Raw genomic sequence first — 24,860 nt, 5'->3', positions numbered from 1 at the left:
CATTCATGAGGCGTGTTTCCGTTGGCCGGCCCAGGGGGCCAGCATAAAGCTGAATGCCAGGCCCAGGCTGACCGACAGGCCGAAATTACTCACTGCCGGGGTACTGGACACCGCCAGCAGGCCGAACGACAACCAGGTCGTCAGCGCTGCCAGCAGTGTCCCTAAAAGGCTGACCGCGGGGCCGCCGATCTGTTCGCGCATCAAAATCGCATAGTCGACACTGATGGCCGTGACCAGCAGCAACCCGAACAGGCTGAACAGGGTCAGCGGCTGGCCCAGCCAACCCAGGCTGGCCAGGCTGCACAGTGCAGCCAGCAACGGCAGGGCGACGATGCGCAAGGCCCCGCCGAATCCGAACGGCAGGATCAGTAACAGCACGATCAGCACGCAGGACATCAACTTCAATTCGGCGGCGCTGATCTGCGTGTCGGCGAATACACGGTTCAAATCCCCGAGACGATCCACCAACTGCACGCCGGGCAGGTCCACGGCTTGCACCCGCAGCAGCGCCGGGTTGTTCAAGCCCTGCAGGCTGACCATGGCCGCCACGCCGCCGTCCACCGGGCCCAGCCACAGGGTGCGCCAAGGTTCGGCCAAGGGGCCCACCAGCGCAGCGTCGATGTCTTCGGTGGGCAGCGCTTGCAGTTGCGCGACTTCGGCGTGCAGGGCGCCGGCGGGCACGCCGAGGTCCAGCAGCGGCTGCCAATGCTGTGGAAGTGTGCTCAGGGCGTCGCGCAGTTGCTGCTGTTCGGCGGGCAGGCTGACCAGTTGGTTGAGCGCCAGGTAACCCTGGAGCTTGTCCATATTCACCAACTGGTCCAGGCGTTGGCCCAGGGCGGCTTGGCGCTCCAGCAACTGCGGCTGGTTGTCGGCCCGTATCAGGAAAAACTGGCTGGTGGGCTGGAAACCGGTAATGCGCGCCACGGCCTGTGCCTCTTGCAGCAACTGCGGCGGCGCGCCGATCCACTGGCGGATATCGTTTTTGCTGTTCAACTGCCAAAGGCCGCCGGCGCAGAACAGCAACACCCACACCAGCAGCACCGGACTGGGCACACGCTTGAGCAAGGCGGCCCGCACCCGCCACAGGCATTCGGCGACGCGCAGCGGCCATTGTGCCGGGCGCAGTTCGACACCCTTGAGCAGTGCCGGCAGCAGGCACACCGCTGACAGGTAGGCGCCGACCAGGCCCGCGGCGGAGAACACCGCGATTTGCGTCAAGGCCGGGAAGGGCGTCCAGGCCAGCGCCAGGTAGCCGATGCAACTGGTGGCCAGGCTCAGGCTCAGCCCTGGCAGCGTCAGGCGCAATGCCGGCCAACTGCGCCAGGGGTTCATGCTCCAGCTTTTCGACAGGTAGTGCAGCGGGTAATCCACCGCGACGCCGATCAGGCTGGAGCCGAGCACCAGGGTCATCACATGCATATGGCCGAACAGCGCCACGCAAGCGACGGCACCAAACAGCATGCCCACCAGCACCGGTACAAACGCCAGCAGCACTCGCCAGCGGCGGAACGCCAGCAACAGCAACAGCAGAATGCCGACGGTGGCGCCGCCGCCGACCCAGGTGATTTCCCGCGTGGCCTGTTGCTGGCCGTTCGCCGCGTAAAGCAAACCGCTGGCGGCGAGCAATTGCGCGCCGTATTCGCCGGCCTGCGTGCGGCTGGCCTGGAGCAGATCCGCCACTTGCAGCGGCAGTTTCATGTCGAATGCATTGCCGGTGGTACGTGCGCGCAGCAGCACCCAGCTCTTGCCGTCGGCATCGGCGATCAAGGCGCCGCTGCCGATGTCCAGTTGCACCGAGCCGTGCTGCGGCTGGCTGTTCTGGATGCGCCCGGTCAGGCCCAGCCAGTCGTCCTGGCTCGGCACCAGGCTGAAGCCGGTGAAGGGGTCGAACAGCGACTGCACCCGTTGCTGAATGAACGCGTCGGGGTGCTCGATCAGCTGTTCGCGGTCCTTGGCCGAGAGCATCGCCAGCCGTCCGCGCAGCAACTGCTCACGCAGTGCCGGCAGGTCGGCTTGCAGGTTCCATTGCACCTTCTCGAACAAGCCGCTGGCCTGCCAGCGCTCGCCCAATTGCTGGGCCACGGCCACCGCTTGCTGGCGATCGGCGTTTCCCACCAACACCAGCATTTCGCGGTTGAGCGGCTCCTGCATGCGCTGTTCGGCTTGCAGTTCCAAGGCGTCCGGCGTACTGCCCGGCACCAGTTCCATCAGGTTGGCTGACAGCGGTGCGCCGTGGCGCCACTGCCAGCCGGCCAGGGCCAGCACGGCCACCAGCAGGATCAGGAACAGGCGGGGCAGCAGGCGCTCACTGGGCAAAATCGTGTTGCTCCGCGTCGCTCAATGGCTGGCCGGCGGTGCTGTCCTGCATGCGCAGCACGGTGCTGTCGCCCTGGGTTTCCAGCAGTTCGATCTTCTGCACCAGCTCACCGCCGTCGATATTGATTTGGGTGAATACCTGCTTGAGCAGCAGTGAACGCGGGATCAGCGTGAGCTTCCATTGCCGGGCTTCGCCTTGCAGTTGCAGCTCGAAGTCGCGCTGCAAGCCGCTGCTGTCGCCCTGGAGCACGGCGAGGAACAGACGGTTCTGTTCGGCACCGGCGCTCTTGTTCGGCAGCAGTTGCCAGCCGTTGGCGTCACGCCGGGCAATGCCCTGGGCGCTGATGCGGTAGTCCTGTTGCAGCGGGGTTTTCAGCAGCCACAGCAGGCCGTGGTCCTTGGCCAGGACGAAGGTGCCTTTGCTGACCAACGGCTGCGGCAGCGCACGCAGGTGTTTTTCCTGGATGAAGCTGCCGTGGATCACTGAGGGTTTGGCCAACTGGTCGCTGAGTTGTTGCAGGTCGAAGGCGTGTGCAACCCCCGAAAAACCCAACAACACAAACACTGTAGGAGCGAGCTTGCTCGCGAAAAACCCGAGAGCGCCCCGGGGGATCAGGAAACCCGCGTTATCGTTGACGATCTTCGCGAGCAAGCTCGCTCCTACAGAGAACGGGGTCAGCATTTCAGGGCCCTTTCGACGGCGTCGGTGAATACTTTGGGGGACGCCAGCTGCATCTCGCGAGTGGCGATGTCCACCGCCACCTGCACAGTGCTGGCGCGGGTCAGGCGCTCGCCGCTGGCCAGGTCGGTGATCAGGTAATTGACCTTCAAGCGGTTCTCCCACTCCACCAGGCTGGCGCGCACGTTGATCGTCTGGCCGAACACCGCACCGCGCACATAGCGCAGTTGCATGTCGATCACCGGCCAGGCGTAGCCGGCTTCGAGCATCGCCGTGTAGTTATGGCCGATCTTGTCCAGCAGCGCGCAGCGTGCGACTTCCAGGTACTTCACGTAATGCCCGTGCCAGACGACGTGCATGGTGTCGACGTCAAAAAACGGCACCAGGATTTCGGTGTCGCTGTGCAATACGCCAGGGCTACGCATGCAGCCTCCAGTGTTGCTCGGCGATGCGTTGCAGGCACAGGCGCAGTTCGCCTTCGAGGGCACGGTCTTCGATGACCGGCGGGAAGTCCTGGGCCAGCTCTGCATGCATGGCCGCCAGCGCCGGTGGCAACGGGCGTGCGTCGTCGGCCTGGGCGCGCAGCCACACGCCCTGGTTGGCAGCGAGCAGGGTGGCGGCGGCGACCTGTTCGGTCAGCTCCAGCACGCGGATCGCATCGCGGGCGGCGATGGTGCCCATGCTCACCTTGTCCTGGTTGTGGCACTCGGTGGAGCGCGAGAACACGCTGGCCGGCATGGTGTTTTTCAATGCTTCGGCGGTCCAGGCGCTGGTGCCGATCTGCACCGCCTTGAAGCCGTGGTTGATCATCGCGCGGTCCGCCGGTGCACCGGACAGGTTGCTCGGCAGGCCGTGGTTGTAGCGCACGTCCACCAGCAGGGCGAGCTGGCGGTCAAGCAGGTCGGCGACGTTGGCCACCAGGGTCTTGAGGCTGTCCATGGCAAAGGCGATATGCCCGCCGTAGAAATGCCCGCCGTGCAGCACGCGTTCTTCTTCGGCGTCGATGATCGGGTTGTCGTTGGCGCTGTTCAGTTCGATCTCGATAAACGAACGCAGCCAGTTCAGGCTGTCCGCCAGCACGCCGAGAACGTGGGGCGCGCAGCGCAGCGAGTAGCGATCCTGCAGGCGATGCAGCGGCGCGGTCGGCGCGTCGATCGCCAGGTCCTTGCGCAGCCAGGCGGCGACTTGCATCTGCCCCGGGTGCGGCTTGGCAGCGAACAGGCGCTCGTCGAAGTGTTCCGGGTTGCCTTGCAGCGCCACCACGTTCAGCGCGGTGATGCGCGTGGCCAGTTGCAGCAGGTAGTCGGCACGGGCAAAGGCCAGGCAAGCGATGCCGGTCATCACCGCGGTGCCGTTCATCAGTGCCAGGGCTTCCTTGGGGCGCAGTACCAGCGGCTCCCAGCCGAGTTCGCGGTGCACGTCGGCTGCCTGGCGACGCTCGCCACGGAACAGCACTTCGCGCTCGCCGGACAGGGTCGCGGCCACGTAGGACAGCGGGGTCAGGTCACCGCTGGCGCCCACCGAGCCTTCTTCCGGGATCAGCGGCAGCACGTCGTGTTCGAGGAACCCATGCAGGCGCTCCAGCAGTTCCACGCGCACCCCGGAGACACCGTGGCACAGCGACTGCAAGCGCGCCGCCAGCACCGCACGGGTGGCTTGAGCGTCGAGCAACTTGCCCAGGCCGCAACCGTGGAAGGTGTACAGGTGACGGGGCAGGGCCTCGACGTGTTGCAACGGCACCGCGACCACGCAGGAGTCACCGTAGCCGGTGGTCACGCCGTAGATCACGCCTTCCTTGTCCAGCAGCGAGTCGAGGAACTGCGCGCCCTTGGCAATGCGTTGGCGATACGCGGCATCGCCTTGCAGCTGGGTAGGCACCTGACGGTTGGCCAGGGCCAGCACGTCTTCGATGCGCAGGGGGCGTTCGCCAAAGGTTACCGGCTCAAGATGCGTCGTCATCGGTCTTCCAGAAAGGGTAAAAGTTGAACCATTGTTGGGGCGCTTCCAGGCAGAACTGGCCCAGGCGTGCGGCGTAGCGCGCGGTCCACAGGGCGATGACCTGCTCGCGGGTGCTGCGTTTCCATTCGATCAATTGCGCGAAGGGCTCGATGGTCAGGCGATAGCGGCCCTGGTGTTTCAGGCACATCAGCAGGTTGACCGGGCATTTCAGCAGGCCCGCCAGCAGCCACGGGCCTTGGGGGAACGCGGCGTCATGGCCGAGGAAATCCACGCGCACCGTGCGCCCGCCATGCAAGGGCACGCGGTCGCCGGCAATCGCCAGCCACTCGCCGTCGTCCAGGCGCTGGCTGAGCAGCAGCATGGTGGCCGGGTCCAGCTCGCTGACCTGGATCAGGCGCAGGTGGGTGGCACCGGCTTCGCCCAGCAGGCGGTTGAAGCGTTCGGCGTGCTTGGTGTGCACCAGCACGTTCATGGTGACCTGTTCGCCGATTTCCGCCAGCGCGCGGCACACTTCGAGGTTGCCCAGGTGGGCGCCCACCAGCATCTGCCCGCGCCCGCCGCGCAGTTGCCCGCGCAGTTTTGCCGGGTCGTTGATGTCGATCTGTTCCAGGCGCAGCTTGCCGTTCCACACGTCGAGTTTGTCGAGCAGGGCATCGGCGAAGGCCATGAACTGGGCAAAGACTCTGCGCTGGCTGGGGCGCAGTTCATCGCGCCCGCTCCAGTCGGCCAGGCGCTGCTGGTATTGCCAGGCGCTCTGGCGCGCGGTGCGGCCGAACAGGAAGAAGTACAGCACGATGCCGTACAGCACCGGGCTCAGCAGGCGGCGGCCGAGGACCTTGGCGGCGAGGGCGGTGAATTTCATCAGCCAGTAGCTGCCGCGCTCTTCGCGGTCGGCCCAGTGCTTGGTGCTGTCGCTCATGCCTGCCACCGTCGCCACAAGATCAGCGGCGCACGCACCAACATGCCGAAGAACAGGCGGGTGTGCATGGCACTGATGCGTACGTTGTCGCGGAACAGGCGGAAGTGCGACAGGCCGTCGGCGGGGTAATGCACCTGGGTCGGCAGCCAGCGCATCGGCTGGTTGCGCCAGGCCAGGCGCACGAGGATGTCGGAGTCGAAGTCCATGTGCGTGCCGATATAGGCCGAGTCCATCAGCGCCAGCACCGGTGCCAGCGGGTACACGCGAAAGCCGCACATCGAGTCGCGGATCTGCAGTGACAGGGTGTTGATCCACACCCACACATGGGTCAGGTAACGCGCATACAAACGGCCCTTGGGCACGCTTTCGTCGTATTCGGGGTAGCCGCAGATGATTGCGTTGGGCTGCCTGCGGGACGCGTCGATAAACGTTTCGACTTCACGCAGGTCGTGCTGGCCGTCGGCATCGACCTGCAAGGCGTGGCTGAAGCCCAGGCGCGCCGCTTCGCGAAAGCCCGCCATCACTGCGCCGCCCTTGCCCTGATTGGTCGGCAGGGTCAGCAGGGTGACATTGTCCAGCCGCGCCAGTTGCGCCAGCACCGCTGCGCAGGCCGGGCTGCTGCCATCGTCCACCAACAGGCACGGCAGGCCACTGTTCAACAGGCTGTGGACCACGGCGGGCACGGCGGCTTCGTGGTTGTAGACCGGGATCAGGGCGCAGGGGTTATGCATGGTGTCCCTCACCGTCTGGTAAATAACCTGTGGCGAGCGGGCCTGTTGTGGCGAGCGGGCTTGCCCCGCGTTGGGCCGCGGAGCGGCCCCAGTAAGGTAACCGAGGCGTGTCAGACAGACCTCCGGCGCAGGTTTTGGGGCCGCTTCGCAGCCCAACGCGGGGCAAGCCCGCTCGCCACAAAAGCTTATGCATGGGCCGCTTCCAATTGGATGCGGCCGCTGGAGCAGGCCGCGACGCCGTTGCGGTAGGCGAAATACAACTTGCCGCGTTCCTGGTCGAAGCGCAGGTGCAGTTCGATACGGTCGCCGGGGCGCACCAGTTGCTGGAACTTGAGCACTTCCATGCCGGCAAAGGTCGCGGGCAGATCGAGCAGTTGTTGGCCGAGGTTGAACGCCCACTCCACCTGGACCACGCCGGGCAATACCGGAGTGACCGGGAAGTGGCCGCTGAAATAGGCCAGGTCCGGCGGCACGCTCAGTTGCAAGGTCCATTCGCCATCGACTTCGACTTGCTCCAGCACTTCCGGCGCCTTGGGCCGGGGTGCCAGCAGCAACGCGGCCACATCGGCCTGGGGCAGCTTGCCCTGGGCATTCAGCGGCAGCTGGCGCAGCAGCCGCCAGCGACGTGGCAGCGCCAGGGCTTCGCAATGCTGGCTCAAATGCTGGCGCAGGGTCTGGGTGACAGTCCGTCGGCCCTGGTTGCGCAGGGCGTGCAGGCCGTCGGCACTGAGCACCACCAGCGCGCCGAGTGATGCGCGGTTTTCCTGCACCACCCCCAGGCGCGTTTCGACGACCCACGGGTGGGTCATCAGCGCCTGCTCAAGCATGGGCAGGGAGATGCGTTTTTCTTCCAGCTTGACGATACGGTCCAGGCGTCCGAGCAGCTCGAAGCGACCATCGGCATGGATACGCGCAGCGTCAGCGGTTTGTTCTATGTGCCCGACCGGCAAGTATGGCGAGGCGATGCGCAGGGCACCGTCGGCGTCCTGGCTCAGGTGTACATCGGCAAACGGCTGCCAGGGTTGCGCGCCCTGGCGCCAGGCGATGCCACCGGTTTCCGAGCTGCCGAGGATCTCGGTCGGCCATTGCTGCAAGCGCTCGTATAGACTGCCGGCCGCCTCGATGGGCAGGGCGCCGCCCGACGAGAACACCCGCGATACCTGGCTCAGCGCCGGCCAGTCGAGGTTGTCGCCCATGCGCTTGAGCAGCGCCGGGCTGGCGACCCAGGCGAATTGCGGGTGTTCGCGGCTGGCGCGTTGCATGTCTTCCGGAAACGCCAGCTGGCGGCGCACAAAGCTGCGCCCGGCGCACAGCGGCCACAGCACGCGGAACAGCAAACCGTAGATGTGCTGGGTGGCGACACTGCCGATGATGCAGGCGTCTTTCAGGTCTGAACCCCACAGCGCTTCCAGGGCCTGGACCTCATTGGCCAACTGGCGCAGGGTCTTGTCGATGCGCTTGGGTTCGCCGCTGGAGCCGGAGGTGCACAGGCTCAGTTGGCAGGTGTCCAGGTCGAGGGCAGCCGGGCTCAACGGTGCTTGATACAGCGCGTCCAGGTCTGCCGCTTCAGTCAGCCAGGCGTCGACAACCGTGTCCCAGCGTTGGCGGGTCTGGGGTTGCAGATCGGCGGGCAGCAGTACGCTGGCCCCGGCGCGCCAGGCGCCCAGCAGTGCAATCGCCAGCAGGCCGGCGTCTTCCAGGTGCAGGGCCAGGCGCTGTATACCACGCGCTTGCAACCCGGCGGCCAGGCTCAGGGAGTGTTCCCACAGCTGGGCGTGATTCATCGCAGGTTCGGTGGTCACCAAACGCTGTTCCAGCGGCTCGAGCAACAGATGCTCAAGATTCAACCCATTCATACGCGGCCTCGAACCCTTTGTCGTACCAGCCATTCCACGGCAAACAACAGCCCCATCAGCCCGTAGGCGATCAAGCCGTTGTACAACGTCCACCAGCTCAACGGCGCCCATAGGGTGAGGGCGGCGGCGAGCAGGCCATTACACAGAAAAAACACGCACCACACCACGGTGACCTGGCGCGTATACACAATCGCGTGCGGCGGCAGCACCGGGTCGGTCATGCGCGCCAGACGCTCCACCATCGGCGGGCCGTATTTCAGGCTCAGGCCGAACAGCGCCAACATGAACGCACTGACCAGGCTCGGGTACCAGCGCAACAGGTGCGGGTTGTCGAACCAGGCCAGGGCCAGGCAAAACACGATTACCGCCAACGCCATCCAGCGGCTGCCGGGGCGCGCCGCACCCGTGACCGCGCGCAGCAGCCACAGGCTGCCCAGCAGCAGGCCGAATTGCCAGGGCGCAAAGTGCTCGGTGCCGTAATACACCGCAAACGGGTACAGCAGCCCCGCCAATAACAGGCCAAGGCCGATCAGCCGGCTCATGCGGCAGGCTGGACCAGACGGTACACCGCCTCAACCACGTCGTTGACGGTGCGCACGGCCTTGAACTCTTCGGCGGCGATCTTCTTGCCGGTCTGGCGCTTGATATGGTCGATCAGGTCCACGGCATCGATGCTGTCGATCTCCAGGTCCTGATACAGGTTGGCGTCGAGGGTGACGCGCTCCGGGGGCAGTTCAAACAGTTCCACCAAGGCATCGCGCAGGGTGTTGAAAATATCGTCACGAGTTTGCATGGTCCGGTCTCAAGCTGCCTGTCTGGCCGTGACGAACGCCGCAAGGCTGGCCACGTTGGTGAAGTGATTGCGGGTGTCCTTGGCGTCGGCATCGATCTTGATGCCGTACGTTTTCTGGATCGCCAGGCCCAATTCCAGGGCGTCTACCGAATCCAGGCCCAGGCCTTCGCCGAACAGGGTTTGGTCGCTGCCGATGTCGTCGGCGCTGATGTCTTCCAGGCCCAGGGCCTCGATGATCAACAGCTTTATGTCGTGCTCAAGGCGGTGTTGGTCGCTCATCTTCGGCGAGCTCCTTAATGAAATAGTGGTGCAGGTAATCGTTGAGCTTGCGTGAGGCCTGGGGCGCGGGCCCCAGTGTTGCGAACGCCTGTGGTTCTATATCGGCCCCCACGCGCAAACTGAAGTGAAAACGGCATTTGGGGATGCGATACCAGGGTTCGGCCTTGGTCAGGGTGGTGGGGCTGACCTTGATCACTACCGGGGTGATGATTGTCGCACCGCGCAGGGCAATGGCGGCGGCCCCGCGATGAAAGGCGGGCGCCACGCCGGGTGTGGTACGAGTGCCTTCGGGAAAGATGATCAGCGTCTGGCCTTGGCGCAGGGCGTCGGCGGCGGCGTCGAGCATGTCCGCGCTGCCGTCGTTGCTTATGTAACCCGCGTCGCGCACCGGGCCACGGGTGAACGGGTTTTGAAACAGGCTCTGCTTGATCACGCAATTGGTCTGGCGCATCAGGCCGATCAGGAACACCACGTCGATCAGCGACGGATGGTTGGCGATGATCATCTGGCCTGGCTGGCCGAGCCGTTCGGCGCCTTCGACGCTGTAGGTCAGCACGCCGGCGCGCTGCATCAGGCGGATAAAGAACCAGAACAGCTTGCTGATGGTATGGCGGGCGCGGCGCTGGTGCCTTTCTACGTTGCCCGGCAGGCAGCTGAGCAGGGGAAAGACCAGCAAACGCAGGCACAACCCGCCGACGCCGAACACGAAGAAGCTCGCGGCAGTGGCGAACAGGCGCCAGTAGTAGGCATCCCGTGGCTTATCGTTCACGACTTGCGTTGCCAGTTCCATACACGGTTCTTCCAGGCATGTTGGCAGGCGCCCTGTTCGGTAAGCAGGGTGCGCAGCAGGTTCAGGGCGTGGGGCCACTGGGTTTGAGTGGGTTGGACAGTGCCGGCGCTGAGTTCCAGTTGCCACTCGTCGCCTGGCGTCAGCAGCAGGCCGAGGGCGTAGGGAAACGGCACGTCAACGATCCAACTGGCGTAGGCCTCGGGCGGCTGTTCTTCGGTGATGACCAGCAATACCGCCGGAGCGCCTTCGTTGAGCAGGGCCGCGGCTTCGAGCATGCCGTGCTCCAGGCCATCGCCGGCGGCGGCGAGGGCTGTCATTTCGCTGGTTTCATTGCGCAGGATCGACCACAGGCCAATCACCGCGTTGTGCACCGACAGGCTGAATTGGGTCGGCGACAGCGGCTGGTCGTTGGCCAGGTCGCTGAGGATGTCGAGGGTGCGCGGGGTTTCGCCATGCCGGGAAATAAACACCAGCGGCAGGTCTTGCAGGCCGTCGGCCAGGGGCCAGCCTACGCTGAACGCCATGCGCGCCAGGCGACTCAGGCGGCGGCGCTGTATGGCCGGCAGGAACGATACATCGGGCGAAGCATCGCTGGCAGGCAGCAACACCGGGGCCTGGCACCAGGCGTGCCAGTCGTCCGCGCTTTCCAGGCCGGGGGCCCAGGCGCGCCATTGGGCGATGTTGAAGTTAATCACTGAGAAGTTATCCCGCCCCTGCGGGCTTCCATGTGCGGCTTTTGGCCCCGAATACCGGGACAGGGAGCAATCGCCGAGTGGCGCGCATTATCCCGGTGCTGCGGGGTTCTAGCAAACTTTGGTAAAGAATTGTGCAAGGCCGATTACAAATAAGTCGGGAAGGTTTACAGATTGTCCTTCAACGAGGAGCAACTTGGATCGTCGGACACTTCCTTTTCATTTGTACGCGACATATGACAGACCCGATGCAATGCAGCAATGCATCGATGAACGAGGTAGCTAACAGGCGCTTTTGCCCTCTACACTCGGACATTCATTGATACACGGAGGTTTTTCCATGCGGCGCGTGGTGTTCAATCAAAAAGGCGGTGTTGGCAAGTCGAGCATCGCCTGCAACCTGGCGGCGGTCAGCGCCAGCGAAGGCTATCGAACCCTGTTGGTGGACCTCGATGCACAGGCCAATTCAACCCAATACCTGACGGGGCTGACTGGCGACGACATCCCCATGGGGATCGCGGACTTTTTCAAGCAAACCCTGTCTTCCGGGCCGTTTTCGAAGAAGAACAAGGTCGACATCTACGAAACCCCCTTCGACAACCTGCACGTCATCACCGCCACCGCCGAACTCGCGGACCTGCAGCCCAAGCTTGAAGCCAAGCACAAGATCAACAAGCTGCGAAAGCTGCTCGATGAACTGAGCGAAGATTACGACCGGATCTACCTGGATACCCCGCCAGCCCTGAACTTTTATGCGGTTTCTGCGCTGATTGCCGCTGATCGTGTGCTGATCCCCTTCGATTGCGACAGCTTCTCGCGCCAGGCACTGTATGGCCTGCTGGCTGAAATCGAAGAGTTGAAGGAAGACCACAACGAAAGCCTCGAGGTGGAAGGCATCGTGGTCAACCAGTTCCAGGCGCGGGCGAGCCTGCCGCAGCAAATGCTCGATGAGTTGATTGCCGAGGGCTTGCCGGTGTTGCCGGTGTACCTGGCCAGCTCAGTGCGCATGCGTGAGTCGCACCAGGAGAACAAGCCGCTGATCCACCTCGACCCACGGCACAAGCTCACGCAACAATTCTTGGAGCTGCATAACCTGCTGGAAAACGCCTGACCTTGAAGGCAACAAAGAATCCCTGTGGGAGGGGGCTTGCCCCCGATTGCGGTGTGTCAGTCACGAATACGTTGACTGAGTCAGCGCCATCGGCGTCAAGCCCCTCCCACATTTGTATTGCATTTCAGTCGGGGATTTGGATTTGTCCCACAGAGGTTGTAGGAAGGGTCTGGCTAGAGGGGTTGTGGCTTGTATCGTTGCCTACAGCTACGCCAGAATCCGCCGGCTTGTGCGTCTGGATGGGCATCTCTAAGGTTCTGCGGTCACTGAATGTTCAGTGATCGGGTTTAGTAGCCCGAGGTGAGATGTACGGCAATTCGTCGATCAGGAGCTTCCTGAATTTGATGGTGGCTGTACGGAGGGCGCTTTCGAGCGCGCCGGTTGCGTCTCCCCGGTCTACTAACCTGCGTACAGCTGCCACCCTCCGTTTAGTAGCGGCCGGTTGCGGCTCCACTACTCGGAGACGATCCATGGTTAACCTTTATACCGTTACGCCCAACCTCCCCACCGAAACCCTCATCCTCAACAGCTACGAAACCTTCTCCTCCGTCCGTACCCTATTGCTCAACCTTTCCAGCGACCTCACCGGTGAACACCGCGACATGGCCCTGGCTATCCACCAATTGAGTGAACTGGGCGTATTGCTGGTCGGCCAGATGATGGACCGCGAAGTCCCTCTGGCCTGAAGGTACAACGCGGTCAAATGTGGGAGGGGCGGTGCGACGATTCGACTTGCCCCTGATGGCGGTATGCCGGCTAGCTCATCTGTAGCTGAGCCACCGCCATCGGGGGCAAGCCCCCTCCCACATTGTTCAGCATCGTTCTCAAGTCCGGTTATATCCCCTGGCTACGCAACCAGCTCATCAACTGCGGCAACGGAAACGCTCCGCTCTGGCGCGCCACTTCGCGGCCGTTCTTGAACAGAATCAGACTGGGGATCGAACGAATCCCCAATTGTGCCGACAGCTGCTGATTGGCCTCGCTGTCCAGCTTGGCCAGCCTGCACTTGCCTTCCAGCTGCCCGGCCGCCTGTTCAAACACCGGCGCGAACGACTTGCACGGCCCGCACCAATCGGCCCACACATCCACCAGCAGCGGCAGGTCGCCCTTGATCTGGCTGGCGTAGTCGCCTTGTTTCAGCTCGAAAGGCTTGCCCAGTAGAACCGGTTGCTTGCAGCGCCCGCACTTGGGCGTATCACCCAGGCGTTCTGCGGGGATGCGGTTGAGGCCGTTGCAATGGGGGCAGGGGATAACGAGAGGTTCGGACATGGTGGGCTCCGTGGATGTGGCCAATGCTCCCTATCTGGAGTCAGCGCCGATAATTATCAAGATAGATACATGACTGTGGCGAGCGGGCTTGTCCCGCGTTGGGCTGCGTAGCAGCCCTGGGTAGCGTGGCGAGGTGTACTGGATATACCTCGCTTTCAGGCGTTGGGGTTGCTGCGCAGCCCAGCGGGAGCCAGCTCTGTCGCCACAGTCTGCCTGTCTTAGGACGAACAACTGATCTCCAAATGCTTGCCCCAATCCGGCGGTCGTTGCGCGTACTGTTCCATCCCCGCTTGCTCCTCGAACGGCTTGGAAAGCACCTCATGCAGTCGCTGCACTTCGCTGTAGTCGCCTGATTCGGCGGCGGCGATAGCGTTCTGTGCGAGGTAGTTGCGCAGGATGTACAGCGGGTTCACTGCATGCATCCGCTCACGGCGCTGCTCTTCGCTGTAATCCCCATCCCGCGCAACACGGGCCGTGTACAGCTCGGCCCAGGCATCGAACCCGGCGAGGTCGACAAAGTCATCGCGCAGCTTCGCCACCGCCAGCGCTGCCGATTCGTCGCCCAGGCGTCGGAAGAACAAGGTGTAATCCACGCCGCTGTTCTGCATCAGCTTCAGCAACCGCTCCACCAGCTTCTGGTCGTCGTCTTCGGCGGTGGTCAGCCCCAGTCGGCGGCGCATCAGGTCCAGGTAGTGGGCCTGGTACAGCGGCAGGTACAGGCCAAGGGCTTCTTTCAAGGCATCGACGCTGATAAATGGCGTGAGCGCCTGGGCCAGCGCGCTGAGGTTCCACTGGCCGATGGGCACCTGGTTGCTGAAGGAGTAGCGTCCTTCATGGTCCGAGTGATTGCAGATGAAGTGCGCATCAAAGTCGTCGAGAAACGCAAAGGGCCCGAAGTCGAAGGTGATGCCGAGGATCGACATGTTGTCGGTGTTCATCACGCCGTGGCAGAAACCATAGGCCTGCCATTTGGCGATCATCTCGGCATTGCGCTCGACGATTTCACGGAACATCGCCAGGTAGGGCTCGGGCTGTTCGCGGCACGCCGGGTAGTGCAGGTTCAGCACGTGTTCGGCCAGCTCGGCCTGCTGTTCGGGCTTTTTGGTGTAGTAGAAATACTCGAAGTGACCAAAGCGTATATGGCTGCGGGCCAGGCGCAGCACCATCGCCCCACGTTCCTGCTTCTCACGCCAGACCGGGGTGCTGGAGCCAATCACGCACAACGCACGGCTGCTGGGGATACCCAGTGCATGCAGCGCTTCGGAGGCCAGGAACTCCCGAATCGACGAGCGCAGCACCGCGCGGCCATCGCCCATGCGCGAGTAGGGCGTCATTCCGGCACCCTTGAGGTGCAGGTCCCAATGCTCGCCGGCCTCGTTGTATACCTCGCCCAGCAGCAATCCCCGACCATCGCCCAGCTGCGGGGTGTAGCCGCCGAACTGGTGCCCGGAGTAGACCATTGCCCGCGGCTCGGCTTCGGCCCACAGCTTATGGCCGCTGAACAGCTCGGCGAATACCGGCGTTTGCGCCACGGCAGGGTCGAGGTCGAGCAGGGCCATGGCGGCATTGCTTGCCACCACCAGGCGCGGTTCGTCGAGGGGCTCGGGCAGTACGTGGGTTGAGAACGCGTCGCCCAGGCGTGCGAAGCGGTTGTCGAAGGTCAGTTCGTCGAGGGCTTTCACCGGCCATCTCCAGCAGAATGTCCGAGCATTCTGCTGGGGATAGGGCGTTTAGTCGAGTTTGCTGGGCGGTGGCTCGGGTGCATCCGCCACTTTGCCGTCCGGCGGCTCCGGCACATCTTGCGCCTCGGTCGGTCCGACGATGGTTCTCTTCTCGTCCTCCACCGGCACCAGCTTGTACTCCTGGCCGTGGAGGTTTTTCAGGTACACCTCCATCTGCCGGAACGAGATGTTGATGTGGTGGTTCTTGAACTCGCGGTTGATAAAGCGGTTCACTTCGTCGATCACCGGGTTGCGGTCACCGAGGTCGCGCACGTGCATGCGCAGTTCGTGGTCCAGCGTACTTTCGCCGAAGTTGAGGAAGTACACATGGGGTTCCGGTTCCTTCAACACCCTTGGGTTTTCTCGCGCGGCCTTGAGCAACAATTCCTTCACCAGGTCCAGGTCGGAGCCGTAGTCCACGCCCAGCTTGAGGGTGACGCGGGTGATGGTGTCGGTCAGGGACCAGTTGATCAGTTGCCCGGTAATGAACGTCTTGTTCGGGACAATGATGTCCTTGCGGTCGAAATCGGTGATGGTGGTGGCGCGGATGCGGATCTTGCTCACCGTGCCCGATAGGTTGCCGATGGTGATGGTGTCGCCGATCCGCACCGGGCGCTCGAACAGGATCATGATGCCGGAGATAAAGTTGGCGAAGATCTCCTGCATGCCGAAGCCCAACCCCACCGACAGCGCGGCCACCAGCCATTGCAACTTGTCCCAGCTCACGCCGAGGGTGGACAGGGTCGAGACAAAACCCACGCCGGCAATGATGTAGGACAGCAAGGTGGTCGTGGCGTAGGCACTGCCCTGGGCCAGGTCCAGCTTGGACAGCACCAGCACTTCCAGCAGGCCGGGCAGGTTGCGCGCCAGGGCGAAGGTGATGCCGATGATGATCAGCGCGCCGAGCAGGTCGCCGATGCTGATCGGCACCATGCTGATATTGGCACCGGTGCCGCTGGTGTATTCGTAGAGGGTGACGTTGTCCAGGTAGGAAAATACCGAGATCAGGTCCGACCATACCCAGTACAGCGCCGCGATAAAGCCGCCGAGCAGCGCCAGGCGGATCAGGCGCATCGATTGTTCGTTGACCTGTTCGATATCCAGGGTCGGCTCTTCGATCACAGCTTCGCCTTCGCCGGCTTCCTTGGCGGCCTGGCGTTTGGCCAGGGCGCGGGAATAGGCCAGGCGTCGGGCGGCAACGCCCAGGCCGCGCACGAAGGTGGCTTCGATGACCAGCCAGAACATCAGCAGGTACAGGGTGTTGATCAGCCGATCGCTGAGCTTGAGTGCGGTGTAGTAGTAGCCAAAGCACACGGCAATGAACAGCGCGATAGGCAGGGCGGTAAACAGCAGGCCCACGGCTTTGCGGAACAGCGAGGCTTTTTCGTGGGTCGGGCTGTGCAGCAGCAGGCGTCCCAGCAGCCAGGCCATCAGGGCGTAGCAGGTCAGGACCACCCCAATGCCCAGCACGTCGTCGGCCAGCGCCGCCGGTTGATGCTCGGCAATCGCCACCACGGCCACCAGGGCCAGCACCACCAGCCCGAGCTTGCGCACCCAGCCCTGGAGGAATTCGACCTGGGGCTTTTCCCAGCGGAAGTGCAACTCGGCCACGCCGCCCGGCGCCAGGATGCGGTAGGCGGTGTAGAACACCAGCCACGCCTGGGCAATCTGCAACAGCGCCGCACCCAGGTTGGCGTTCTGCCCACGTGCGTCGATCTGCAGCGCGTAGCCGCACAGCGCCAGGCCCAGTGCTACCGGCATCGCCAACAGGATATTCACCAGGATCGCCTGGGGCGTGTGCCATTGGCTGTCGCGTTTGAAGTGGCCGATGTCCAGATGGACTCTTTTCAGGCGCGCGTACAACGCGTTGCGGCGCCACAACAGGGCACCGATCAGCAGCAGCAACGGCAAAAACAGCAGCGGACGCTGGGTCAGGCCATCGTACAGCTCGCTGACGCTGGAGGCCCAGGGCAGGGTGGTGACCTGCTTGCTCAGGTGCGCCGGCACGGTTTCCAGCCATTCGGTGTCCAGCGGCTTGTTGCTGGGGATCCAGAACATCTGTTCATCGAGCGTCGCGCGCAGGGTGGTGGCGGTGCTGAGCAGTTGTTTCTGGTTCAGTTGCAGGGTGATGGATTCGTTGAGCAGCGCGCTCAGCTCGCGGCTCAGGCGCTCCAGCAAGTCGCTGCGGGTGATCGCCAGTTCCAGCAGGGTGCGCCGCAGTTGCGGGGTGACGTCGGCCGGCGGCTGGTTGGCCAGCAGGTTATCCACATAGGTGCTGGGGGAACTGATCAACTCGCGCTGTTGGTTGACCTCGAACTGGTACAGGCGAATGTTGGCGATATCGTCCGCCAGGTCGCGGTCCACCGTCAGGCGGGGCAACGCTTGTTTCTGCTTATACAGAATCTTCGACAGGAGCAGGCTGCCCTTGAGCACGTTGATCTGCTCGTCCAGGGCCGAATCGCTCTGGGTCACGGTGTCCAGCTGTTGCTTGGTCTGCAGGTTCTTCTGGGTCAGGTCGTTGAGGCGGTCGGTGCTCTTGAGCAGGTAGTCGGAGAGCTTCAGGTTGGCCGCGCTTTCCGTGGCCAGCAGGCTGCTGCCGCCGGCTTTCTGCGCTTCGATGGACTGTTGGGTGACGGTCTGCTGGGACTGGGCCAGGCGCTTCTGGTTGATCAGGGTTTGCAGGTCCTGGATCTCCTGTTCCAGGCGCGCGGTTTTTTCCTGGATCAGGTCGTGCTGGCTGTTGCCCAGGTCCTGCAGCTGGCTGTTGCCGGCCAGCTCCTGGCGGCGCAGGGGGATCAGGGCATTCAGGGAAGCCAGTTCGGCATTCAGTTGGTTGCGCTGGTCGCCGCTGAGGGCTTTGCCATTGTCCTTGCCGGCCTTGAGGGTGGCATTGATCTGCTGGATACGCGTCTGGCTGCTGCTGATTTCGGTCTGGGCGCGCTCGGGACGGGTCTGGGCGGCGATGGTCAGGCTGTTGGCGTCGGCCAGTTCCTTTTGCAGGTCGCCTTGCTGGGTGCTGCGCTGCACCAGCAGTTGCTCAAGCTGCGGCACCGGCAGGGTGGCGTAGCGTTGGGCCACCGGAATGACCTTGGTGGCCTTGAGTCGGGTCAGTTCGCGCTGGTTCTCGCTGGTCTGGCGCGGCGCGTCTTCCAGCTGGCGCTTGAGGTCGACCAGGCGCTGCTCGTAATCCTGCTTGTTGCCCAGGTAGGTCAGGGTCTGTTGCAGGATCGACTGCAGCGCCTTCATGTCGGCGTCGGGCAGTTTGCGATCCGGCAGCTTGTCCAGGGTTTGCTGGATGGCGTCGGCGCTGGGCGGGTCGGCGGCGTAGACGCTGCCGACACAAAGGGTCAGGCCCAGCAGGGCAGTGGCGAGAAAAGTGCGCAGGGTTGGCATAGAGACCGATCGAGCAAGGTGAAGAATCGGGGGCGTGCTGTCGCCCCGCAGTTTAGAGGAAGAGTCCGGGGCCCGGGCGACTTCCTTCGGGGAATCTGACGCCGACTTTGCCAATCTTGTTCCCGTCCATGACCGCGACGGTCCAGATGGTGTTGTTCCACTCCACCTGGTCGCCCACTACCGGCGCGCCGCCGACTTTCTGGGTGATGAAGCGGCTCAGCGGCATGTCCGGGTCGATCCCTTCGAGCTTGAGGCCATACAGCGCCGAAACCGCGCCCAGCTGGGCGTCGCCTTCGAGGACGAAGTCGCCGAAGAAGCGCAAATCGAGGCCGCGTTGCGGTGCCTGGCTGAACAGTTTGCCCAGGGCCGGCAGGTTGTGTTCATGGCCGATCACACAGAGCAGATCGCCGACTTCCAGCACCGTACTACCCGACGGATGGAGCAGTTGCTGGCCACGGAACAGGGCCGCGATGCGCGTGCCTTCGGGCATTTTCAGCTCACGCAGGGCCGCGCCGATGCACCATTTTTCTGCGCCGAGGCGGTAGACGAACAGCTCCCACTCGCTGGTGACGTGCACTTCCAGGGCTGCGCGGGAGATCGGCGCCGGGTCCGGCGGAACGGTCACTTTGAGCAGCTTGGCCACCCACGGCAGGCTGGTGCCCTGTACCAGCAGCGACACCAGCACGATAAAGAACGCCAGGTTGAAGTACAGCTGCGCATGGGGCAGGCCGGCCATCAACGGGAACACTGCCAGGATGATCGGCACCGCGCCGCGCAGGCCGACCCAGGCGATAAAGGCCTTTTCGCGGCCATGGAAGGCTTTGAACGGCAGCAGGCCGACCATCACCGACAGCGGCCGCGCAAACAGGATCATCCACAGCGCCAGGCCCAGGGCCGGCAGGGCAATCGGCAGCAAATCATGAGGCGTGACCAGCAGGCCCAGCACCAGGAACATACCGATCTGCGCGAGCCAGGCCATGCCGTCGAGCATATGCAAAATGCCATGACGGCTACGCACCGGGCGATTGCCGATCACCAGGCCGCACAGGTACACGGCGAGGAAGCCGCTGCCATGGAAGGCGTTGGTCAGGGCGAACACGAACAGGCCGCCGGCGATCACCAGGATCGGGTACAGGCCGGTGGCCAGGTTGATGCGGTTGACCATTTGCAGCATCAACCAGCCGCCGCCGAGGCCGACGATGCCACCGATGCCGAACTCGCGCACCAGGTGGGTCAGCAGGCTCCAGTGCAGGCCGGTCTGGCCGCTGGCGAGCATGTCGATCAGGGTGACGGTGAGGAACACCGCCATCGGGTCGTTACTGCCGGATTCGATCTCGAGGCTGGCGGTCACCCGTTCGTTCAGGCCCTTGCCGCCCAGCAGCGAGAACACCGCTGCGGCGTCGGTCGAGCCGACAATCGCACCGATCAGCAGGCCCTGGATAATATTCAGGTCAAACAGCCAGGCCGCCGCCATGCCGGTGAGGCCGGTGGTAATCAACACCCCCACGGTGGCCAGGGACAATGCCGGCCAGAGTGCCACGCGGAAACTCGCCACCCGTGTACGCAAACCGCCGTCGAGCAGGATCACTGCCAGCGCGAGGTTGCCCACCAGGTAGGCAGTCGGGTAATTGTCGAAAATGATGCCGCCGCCATCGACGCCGGCCACCATGCCCACGGCCAGGATGATCACCAGGATCGGGATACCCAGGCGCGAGGAAAGAGAACTCACCAGAATGCTCGCACTCACCAGCAACGCGCCGATCAAGAACAGGCTGTTGATGGTCGTCGCATTCAAAGGCAGTACTCCATGGGCAAACAAGACGGGACGCAAACTGACCATGCAGTCTGCGTGCCAGGGATTCTAACCTGTTGAATTGCGGTGCTGTCAAAAAGCTTTTTCTGATTCACGCATAACTAAATGTGGGAGGGGCAAGCCCTAATGCCGTTCAGTTAAGCGAAAGTGATTCACTGTCGGAGCGAGCTTGCTCGCGAAGAACTCAGGGCCACCGCGCTTATCGAGAATGAACGCGTTGCCTGGGCGTTTTTCGCGAGCAAGCTCGCTCCTACAAAAAGCCTTAACTGACCGGCATTAGAGCTTGCCCCTCCCACATTTCAAGCCAGTGCAGGCGCTTAGAGGCGGAAGCGGCCAACCATCCCATTCAAATCCACCGCCAGGCGCGACAGCTCACTGCTCGCTGTACTGGTCTGGCTGGCGCCGGTCGCCGACTGCACCGACAGATCACGAATGTTCACCAGGTTGCGGTCCACTTCCCGCGCCACCTGCGCCTGTTCTTCCGCCGCGCTGGCGATCACCAGGTTGCGCTCGTTGATCTCGACAATCGCCATGTTGATGGTGTCCAGCGACATCCCGGCGCCTTTGGCGATGTTCAGCGTCGACTCCGCCCGTTCGGTACTGTTGCGCATCGAGTCCACCGCGTGCTCGGTGCCGGCCTGGATACTGCCGATCATCCGCTCGATCTCGCTGGTGGACTGCTGGGTGCGATGGGCCAGGGCCCGCACTTCATCGGCGACCACCGCGAACCCGCGACCGGCTTCACCGGCGCGTGCGGCTTCAATCGCCGCGTTCAGGGCCAGCAAATTGGTCTGGTCGGCCAGGCCGCGAATCACGTCCAGCACTTTGCCGATATCGCGCGACTCATTGGCCAGTTCGCCGATCAGGGTGGCGGTAGCCTGCACATCGCCGCTCATGCGCTCGATGGCGCTGACGGTTTCCTGCACCAGGTCGCGGCCGTCGCCAGCAGACGTGGTGGCGTTGCGCGAGGCTTCCGAGGTGCTCACCGCATTGCGTGCGACTTCTTCCACGGCGCTGGTCATCTCGTTGACGGCGGTGGCGGCTTGCTCGATTTCGTTGTTTTGCCGGGTCAGGCCACGGGCACTTTCGTCGGTGACGGCGTTCAGTTCCTCGGCGGCGGAAGCCAGTTGGGTGGCGGAGCCGGCGATGCGTTGCAGGGTGTCGCGCAGTTTGTCCTGCATCTTGGCCATGGCGGCGAGCAGGCGCCCGGCCTCATCGTTGCCGTTGACTTTGATCGGCCGTGTCAGGTTGCCTTCGGCGACTTCTTCCGCCGCTTCCAGTGCCTGTGAAATCGGCAGGGTGATGCTGCGGGTCAGCAGCCAGGCAAACAGCAGGGTCAGCAGCGTGGCGATCACCAGCAGGCCCACGACCAGGTTGAAGGCCACGTTGTACTGGTCTTCGGCCTCCTGATTGGTGGCCAGGGCCATCTTGTTATTGAGGTCCAGCAGGCGCGTCAGCACGGCGTTGACCTGCTCGGAGTTGCTCAGCAATTCGGTGTTAAGCAGGCTGCGCAGCTCATCCACCTGGTTGGCCCGTGACAGGCTCTTCATGCGCTCTTCAATCTGATGGTACTGGCCCAGCAGGCTTACATATTCGTTGTAGGTGCTACGTTCTTCGCTACTTTCAATCAGTTTCTCGTAGACGCCCTGGGCGGCGCGAATCTGCTGGTTGCGCAGTTCGAAGGCTTCCAGGGTCTTTTGCTGCACATCCGGCTCGCGGTTGGTCAGCAAGCGGTAAGACAACACGCGCAGGCGCAGGGTCAGTTGGGTGAACTCATCCAGGGCGCGGATGCTTGGCACGCTGGACAGGGTGATGTCTTCAGTGGCGCCACGGATCTTGCTCATCTGGTTCAGGGCGAACACGCCTAGAAACAACATCAACGCGCCAATAAACGCGAAGCCGAGGAAGGCCCTCGGGGCGATATTCATATTACGAAGCGACATGCGGAAATCCTGGGAGAGGCGCGATCCGTGCGGTCATGAGACGGGGTGTGCCTCTCTATCGGGCGTACGACTAAAGTCTAAAGGGGGCTGTGCGTTTTTGTCGCATCTGACGAGGGGTTGCGCGGATTCAGGAACCAGATGGGGGAAATGCAGTCACTAAGGCTCGAAAGCGTGGCCCGGCCCTTGAAAAACGGGCTGCGCGCCAGGGATAACCCTGGCATCCGAGGTGAATTTTCTTTATCGTCACCGCCCTTTGAAAAAGCCCGAGAAATCAAAATGTTAGAAGCATCCCTCAGCCAACTGGAACAACTGGTCAGCGACCTGGTACAGCAGAATCAGGAGCTACTGGGCAGCAACGAATCCCTCAAGGCCGAACTGGCTCGCGCCAAGGATGAGAACGACAGCCTGCAACTGAACCTGATGGAACAGGAAGAAAAGCACGGCGCGACGGCAGCGCGTATCCAGGCGCTAGTTGAGCGCGTGAGCGCAGGCCCTGTCAGCGCATGAATGAAGGGATAAAGGTCGTTTCGATTCTCGGAGAGGATTACTCGATCAAGGCCCCGGCCGGGGAAGATAAGACCCTGATGCACGCCGTGACCATGCTCAAGGCCTCCCTGGCCACCACCAAGAAAAAGTACCCGACCCTGATCGGTGACAAGCTACTGGTGCTGGCGGCGCTGAACCTGTGCGCCGAGCAGATCGAAATGCAGCAGGCTCACCAGCAGGAACTCGACCGTTACCAAGAGCAAGTCAGCGCCACGGTCGAGGTGATTTCCAAGGCGATCCAGCCTTAGAACCACTCATCCTGCATCCCCAGGCACGTATCATCCCGTGCCTCCAGAATCACCAGTTCATGATGGCAGCCCGGAATCTCCCAAGTCAGGAAGTACCGGGCAGCCTGGAGCTTGCCTTTATAGAAGGCGACATCGGCCGCATTGCCCTTGGCCAGCCCTTCTTCGGCGCGAATCGCCTGTTCCAGCCAGCGCCAGCCAATCACCGTATGCCCGAATACCTTCAGGTACAGCGCCGAGTTCGCCAGGCTGCTGTTGACCTTGCCCTGGGCGAGATCCGTCAGCAGGCCGATGGTCACGCTTTGCAGGCGGCTGACCAGGTGCTCCAGCGGTTCTCTCAATGCCGTCAGGCCTGGATATTCCTGTGCCCGCGCGCCCGTGTCGGCGATCAGCCGAATCAGTTGCTTCAGGCCCGCGCCGCCGTTCTGCGCCAGCTTGCGCCCCAGCAGGTCCAGGGACTGGATGCCATGGGTGCCCTCGTGGATCGGGTTCAGGCGGTTGTCGCGGTAGTACTGCTCCACCGGGTATTCGCGGGTATAACCGTGGCCGCCGAGGATCTGGATCGCCAGTTCGTTGGCCTTGAGGCAGAACTCCGAGGGCCAGGATTTGACGATGGGGGTGAGCAGGTCCAGCAGTTCGTGGGCCTGTCTGCGTTCGGCCTCGGTCTCCAGTGTGGTGGTGTCATCGAACAGCCGCGCGGCGTACAACCCCAGGTCAAAGGCACCTTCGACGTAGGCTTTTTGCGTCAGCAACATGCGCTTGATATCGGCGTGCTGGATGATCGAGACCGGCGCGGTACTTGGGTCCTTGCTGTCGGGCAGGCGGCCTTGCGGGCGTTCGCGGGCGTATTCCAGCGAATAGAGATAGCCGGCGTAACCGAGCATCACCGCGCCCATGCCGACACCGATGCGCGCCTCGTTCATCATCTGGAACATGCAGCTCAGGCCTTGGTGCGGTTTACCCACCAGATAGCCGACGCAGTTGCCGTTATCGCCGAAATTCAGTGCCGTGGACGTGGTGCCGCGCCAGCCCATCTTATGAAACAGCCCGGCCAGCAGCACATCATTGCGCGCGCCGAGGCTGCCGTCGTCGTTGACCAGGAATTTGGGCACGATAAACAGCGAAATGCCCTTCACCCCGGCGGGCGCGTCCGGCAGCTTGGCCAGCACCATGTGCACGATGTTTTCCGACAGCGGGTGATCGCCGCCGGAGATGAAGATCTTGTTGCCTTTGAGGCGATAGCTGCCGTCAGCCGCGGGCTCGGCGCGGGTACGAATATCCGACAGCGATGAGCCGGCGTGGGGCTCGGTCAGGGCCATGGTGCCGAAGAAGCGGCCTTCGATCATCGGTTGCAGGAAGCGCTGTTTTTGCTCCTCGGTGCCGAAGCTTTCGATCAGGTTGGCGGCGCCCATGGTCAGGAACGGGTAGGACGTCGAGGCCGCGTTGGCGGATTGGAAATGAGCGAAGCAGGCTTGAGAGAGCAGGGTCGGCAACTGCATGCCACCGGCTTCGAAGCTGCGGGCCGCATTGAGGAAGCCGGCTTCCAGGAACGCATCCACCGCCGGTTTGACTTCCGGAATCAGGATGGCTGCGCCGTTTTCGTAGCGCGGTTCGTTTTCGTCGTTCTTACGGTTGTGGGGGGCGAAGTGCTTTTCGGCGATGCTGCGCGCTGTGCTGATCGCGGCATCGAACGTTTCGCGATTGTGCTCGGCAAACCGCTCGCGCTGGGTCAGGCCTTCGGCATCGAGGACTTCGTACAGCTCGAAAGCCAGATTGCGGGAACTGAGCAGCGTCTCGGACATGGC

General features: G+C 63.2%; 22 protein-coding genes and 1 pseudogene. 4 read left to right on the top strand and 19 right to left on the bottom strand.

What is annotated here, in order from left to right; translation table 11 throughout:
* Positions 1 to 3 precede the first annotated feature (3 nt).
* The 12 genes from AC07OP_RS13765 to AC07OP_RS13710 form a co-directional block, all read right to left on the bottom strand.
* Positions 4 to 2,316 carry an MMPL family transporter gene (locus AC07OP_RS13765; RefSeq protein WP_495101369.1) on the bottom strand — a complete coding sequence of 771 codons (2,313 nt, stop codon included), beginning with the start codon at positions 2,314 to 2,316 and terminating at the stop codon, positions 4 to 6.
* A complete protein-coding gene (locus AC07OP_RS13760; RefSeq protein WP_495101368.1) occupies positions 2,306 to 2,998 on the bottom strand; it encodes an outer membrane lipoprotein carrier protein LolA in 693 nt (230 codons plus the stop codon). The genes AC07OP_RS13765 and AC07OP_RS13760 overlap by 11 nt, the downstream gene beginning before the upstream one ends.
* Positions 2,992 to 3,420: an acyl-CoA thioesterase gene (locus AC07OP_RS13755; protein WP_495101367.1), complete on the bottom strand. Its 429-nt coding sequence runs from the start codon at positions 3,418 to 3,420 to the stop codon at positions 2,992 to 2,994. The genes AC07OP_RS13760 and AC07OP_RS13755 overlap by 7 nt, the downstream gene beginning before the upstream one ends.
* Positions 3,413 to 4,954, bottom strand: a complete 1,542-nt coding sequence (locus AC07OP_RS13750) for an HAL/PAL/TAL family ammonia-lyase (RefSeq protein ID WP_098480505.1) — start codon at positions 4,952 to 4,954, stop codon at positions 3,413 to 3,415. Before AC07OP_RS13750 ends, AC07OP_RS13755 begins: the two co-directional genes overlap by 8 nt.
* Entirely contained in the window at positions 4,938 to 5,873 is a 936-nt protein-coding gene (locus AC07OP_RS13745; protein ID WP_065940809.1) for a lysophospholipid acyltransferase family protein, read from the bottom strand. Before AC07OP_RS13745 ends, AC07OP_RS13750 begins: the two co-directional genes overlap by 17 nt.
* A complete protein-coding gene (locus tag AC07OP_RS13740) occupies positions 5,870 to 6,604 on the bottom strand; it encodes a glycosyltransferase family 2 protein (protein ID WP_065925691.1) in 735 nt (244 codons plus the stop codon). The genes AC07OP_RS13745 and AC07OP_RS13740 overlap by 4 nt, the downstream gene beginning before the upstream one ends.
* 185 nt (positions 6,605 to 6,789) lie before the next feature.
* A complete protein-coding gene (locus AC07OP_RS13735) occupies positions 6,790 to 8,460 on the bottom strand; it encodes an ApeI family dehydratase (RefSeq protein WP_495101366.1) in 1,671 nt (556 codons plus the stop codon).
* Complete coding sequence (locus tag AC07OP_RS13730) at positions 8,457 to 9,002, bottom strand: COG4648 family protein (RefSeq protein WP_065925689.1); 546 nt, start codon at positions 9,000 to 9,002, stop codon at positions 8,457 to 8,459. Before AC07OP_RS13730 ends, AC07OP_RS13735 begins: the two co-directional genes overlap by 4 nt.
* The gene (locus AC07OP_RS13725; protein ID WP_003187949.1) at positions 8,999 to 9,253 is read right to left on the bottom strand and encodes an acyl carrier protein; all 255 of its coding nucleotides are present in this window, start codon (positions 9,251 to 9,253) and stop codon (positions 8,999 to 9,001) included. The genes AC07OP_RS13730 and AC07OP_RS13725 overlap by 4 nt, the downstream gene beginning before the upstream one ends.
* Before the next feature lie 9 nt (positions 9,254 to 9,262).
* A complete protein-coding gene (locus AC07OP_RS13720; protein ID WP_027604978.1) occupies positions 9,263 to 9,532 on the bottom strand; it encodes a phosphopantetheine-binding protein in 270 nt (89 codons plus the stop codon).
* Positions 9,510 to 10,322, bottom strand: a complete 813-nt coding sequence (locus tag AC07OP_RS13715) for a lysophospholipid acyltransferase family protein (protein ID WP_065940811.1) — start codon at positions 10,320 to 10,322, stop codon at positions 9,510 to 9,512. Before AC07OP_RS13715 ends, AC07OP_RS13720 begins: the two co-directional genes overlap by 23 nt.
* A complete protein-coding gene (locus AC07OP_RS13710; protein ID WP_495101365.1) occupies positions 10,298 to 11,017 on the bottom strand; it encodes a beta-ketoacyl synthase chain length factor in 720 nt (239 codons plus the stop codon). The genes AC07OP_RS13715 and AC07OP_RS13710 overlap by 25 nt, the downstream gene beginning before the upstream one ends.
* Positions 11,018 to 11,354: 337 nt before the next feature.
* Between AC07OP_RS13710 and AC07OP_RS13705 the strand changes: the two genes are divergently transcribed.
* Positions 11,355 to 12,125 carry a ParA family protein gene (locus tag AC07OP_RS13705; RefSeq protein ID WP_495101364.1) on the top strand — a complete coding sequence of 257 codons (771 nt, stop codon included), beginning with the start codon at positions 11,355 to 11,357 and terminating at the stop codon, positions 12,123 to 12,125.
* 470 nt (positions 12,126 to 12,595) lie between these two features.
* Complete coding sequence (locus tag AC07OP_RS13700) at positions 12,596 to 12,811, top strand: DUF6124 family protein (protein ID WP_495101363.1); 216 nt, start codon at positions 12,596 to 12,598, stop codon at positions 12,809 to 12,811.
* 148 nt (positions 12,812 to 12,959) lie between these two features.
* Here the strand turns inward: AC07OP_RS13700 and trxC are convergent, their stop codons facing one another.
* From trxC to AC07OP_RS13670, 6 genes and pseudogenes are all read right to left on the bottom strand, one after another.
* The gene (gene trxC, locus AC07OP_RS13695; protein ID WP_495101362.1) at positions 12,960 to 13,394 is read right to left on the bottom strand and encodes a thioredoxin TrxC; all 435 of its coding nucleotides are present in this window, start codon (positions 13,392 to 13,394) and stop codon (positions 12,960 to 12,962) included.
* Between the two features lie 218 nt (positions 13,395 to 13,612).
* Entirely contained in the window at positions 13,613 to 15,076 is a 1,464-nt protein-coding gene (gene selO / locus AC07OP_RS13690) for a protein adenylyltransferase SelO (protein WP_495101361.1), read from the bottom strand.
* A 48-nt stretch (positions 15,077 to 15,124) separates the two neighbouring features.
* Positions 15,125 to 18,508, bottom strand: coding sequence for a mechanosensitive channel MscK (gene mscK / locus AC07OP_RS13685; RefSeq protein ID WP_115486447.1), 3,384 nt, complete (start codon positions 18,506 to 18,508; stop codon positions 15,125 to 15,127).
* A 52-nt stretch (positions 18,509 to 18,560) separates the two neighbouring features.
* On the bottom strand, positions 18,561 to 20,303 hold the full coding sequence (locus tag AC07OP_RS13680) for a potassium/proton antiporter (RefSeq protein ID WP_027604969.1): 1,743 nt from the start codon (positions 20,301 to 20,303) through the stop codon (positions 18,561 to 18,563).
* A 335-nt stretch (positions 20,304 to 20,638) separates the two neighbouring features.
* Positions 20,639 to 21,502 carry a methyl-accepting chemotaxis protein gene (locus tag AC07OP_RS13675; RefSeq protein ID WP_495101409.1) on the bottom strand — a complete coding sequence of 288 codons (864 nt, stop codon included), beginning with the start codon at positions 21,500 to 21,502 and terminating at the stop codon, positions 20,639 to 20,641.
* Positions 21,494 to 22,249 (bottom strand): annotated as a pseudogene (locus tag AC07OP_RS13670) (MCP four helix bundle domain-containing protein); the annotation flags it as partial. The pseudogene AC07OP_RS13670 and the gene AC07OP_RS13675, both read right to left, overlap by 9 nt.
* A gap of 291 nt (positions 22,250 to 22,540) precedes the next feature.
* Between AC07OP_RS13670 and AC07OP_RS13665 the strand changes: the two are divergent.
* A complete protein-coding gene (locus AC07OP_RS13665; RefSeq protein WP_003187970.1) occupies positions 22,541 to 22,771 on the top strand; it encodes a hypothetical protein in 231 nt (76 codons plus the stop codon).
* Positions 22,768 to 23,058 carry a cell division protein ZapA gene (locus AC07OP_RS13660; RefSeq protein ID WP_017526490.1) on the top strand — a complete coding sequence of 97 codons (291 nt, stop codon included), beginning with the start codon at positions 22,768 to 22,770 and terminating at the stop codon, positions 23,056 to 23,058. Before AC07OP_RS13665 ends, AC07OP_RS13660 begins: the two co-directional genes overlap by 4 nt.
* Here the strand turns inward: AC07OP_RS13660 and AC07OP_RS13655 are convergent.
* Complete coding sequence (locus AC07OP_RS13655; RefSeq protein ID WP_495101360.1) at positions 23,055 to 24,857, bottom strand: acyl-CoA dehydrogenase; 1,803 nt, start codon at positions 24,855 to 24,857, stop codon at positions 23,055 to 23,057. The two genes, AC07OP_RS13660 and AC07OP_RS13655, sit on opposite strands and share 4 nt — an antisense overlap.
* Between the last annotated feature and the right edge of the window lie 3 nt (positions 24,858 to 24,860).

It is taken from the genome of Pseudomonas sp. GW821-FHT09D08, assembly GCF_059416305.1.
Note: the sequence above shows the minus strand (reverse complement) of the source record. Positions and strands in the feature narration are given on the sequence as shown.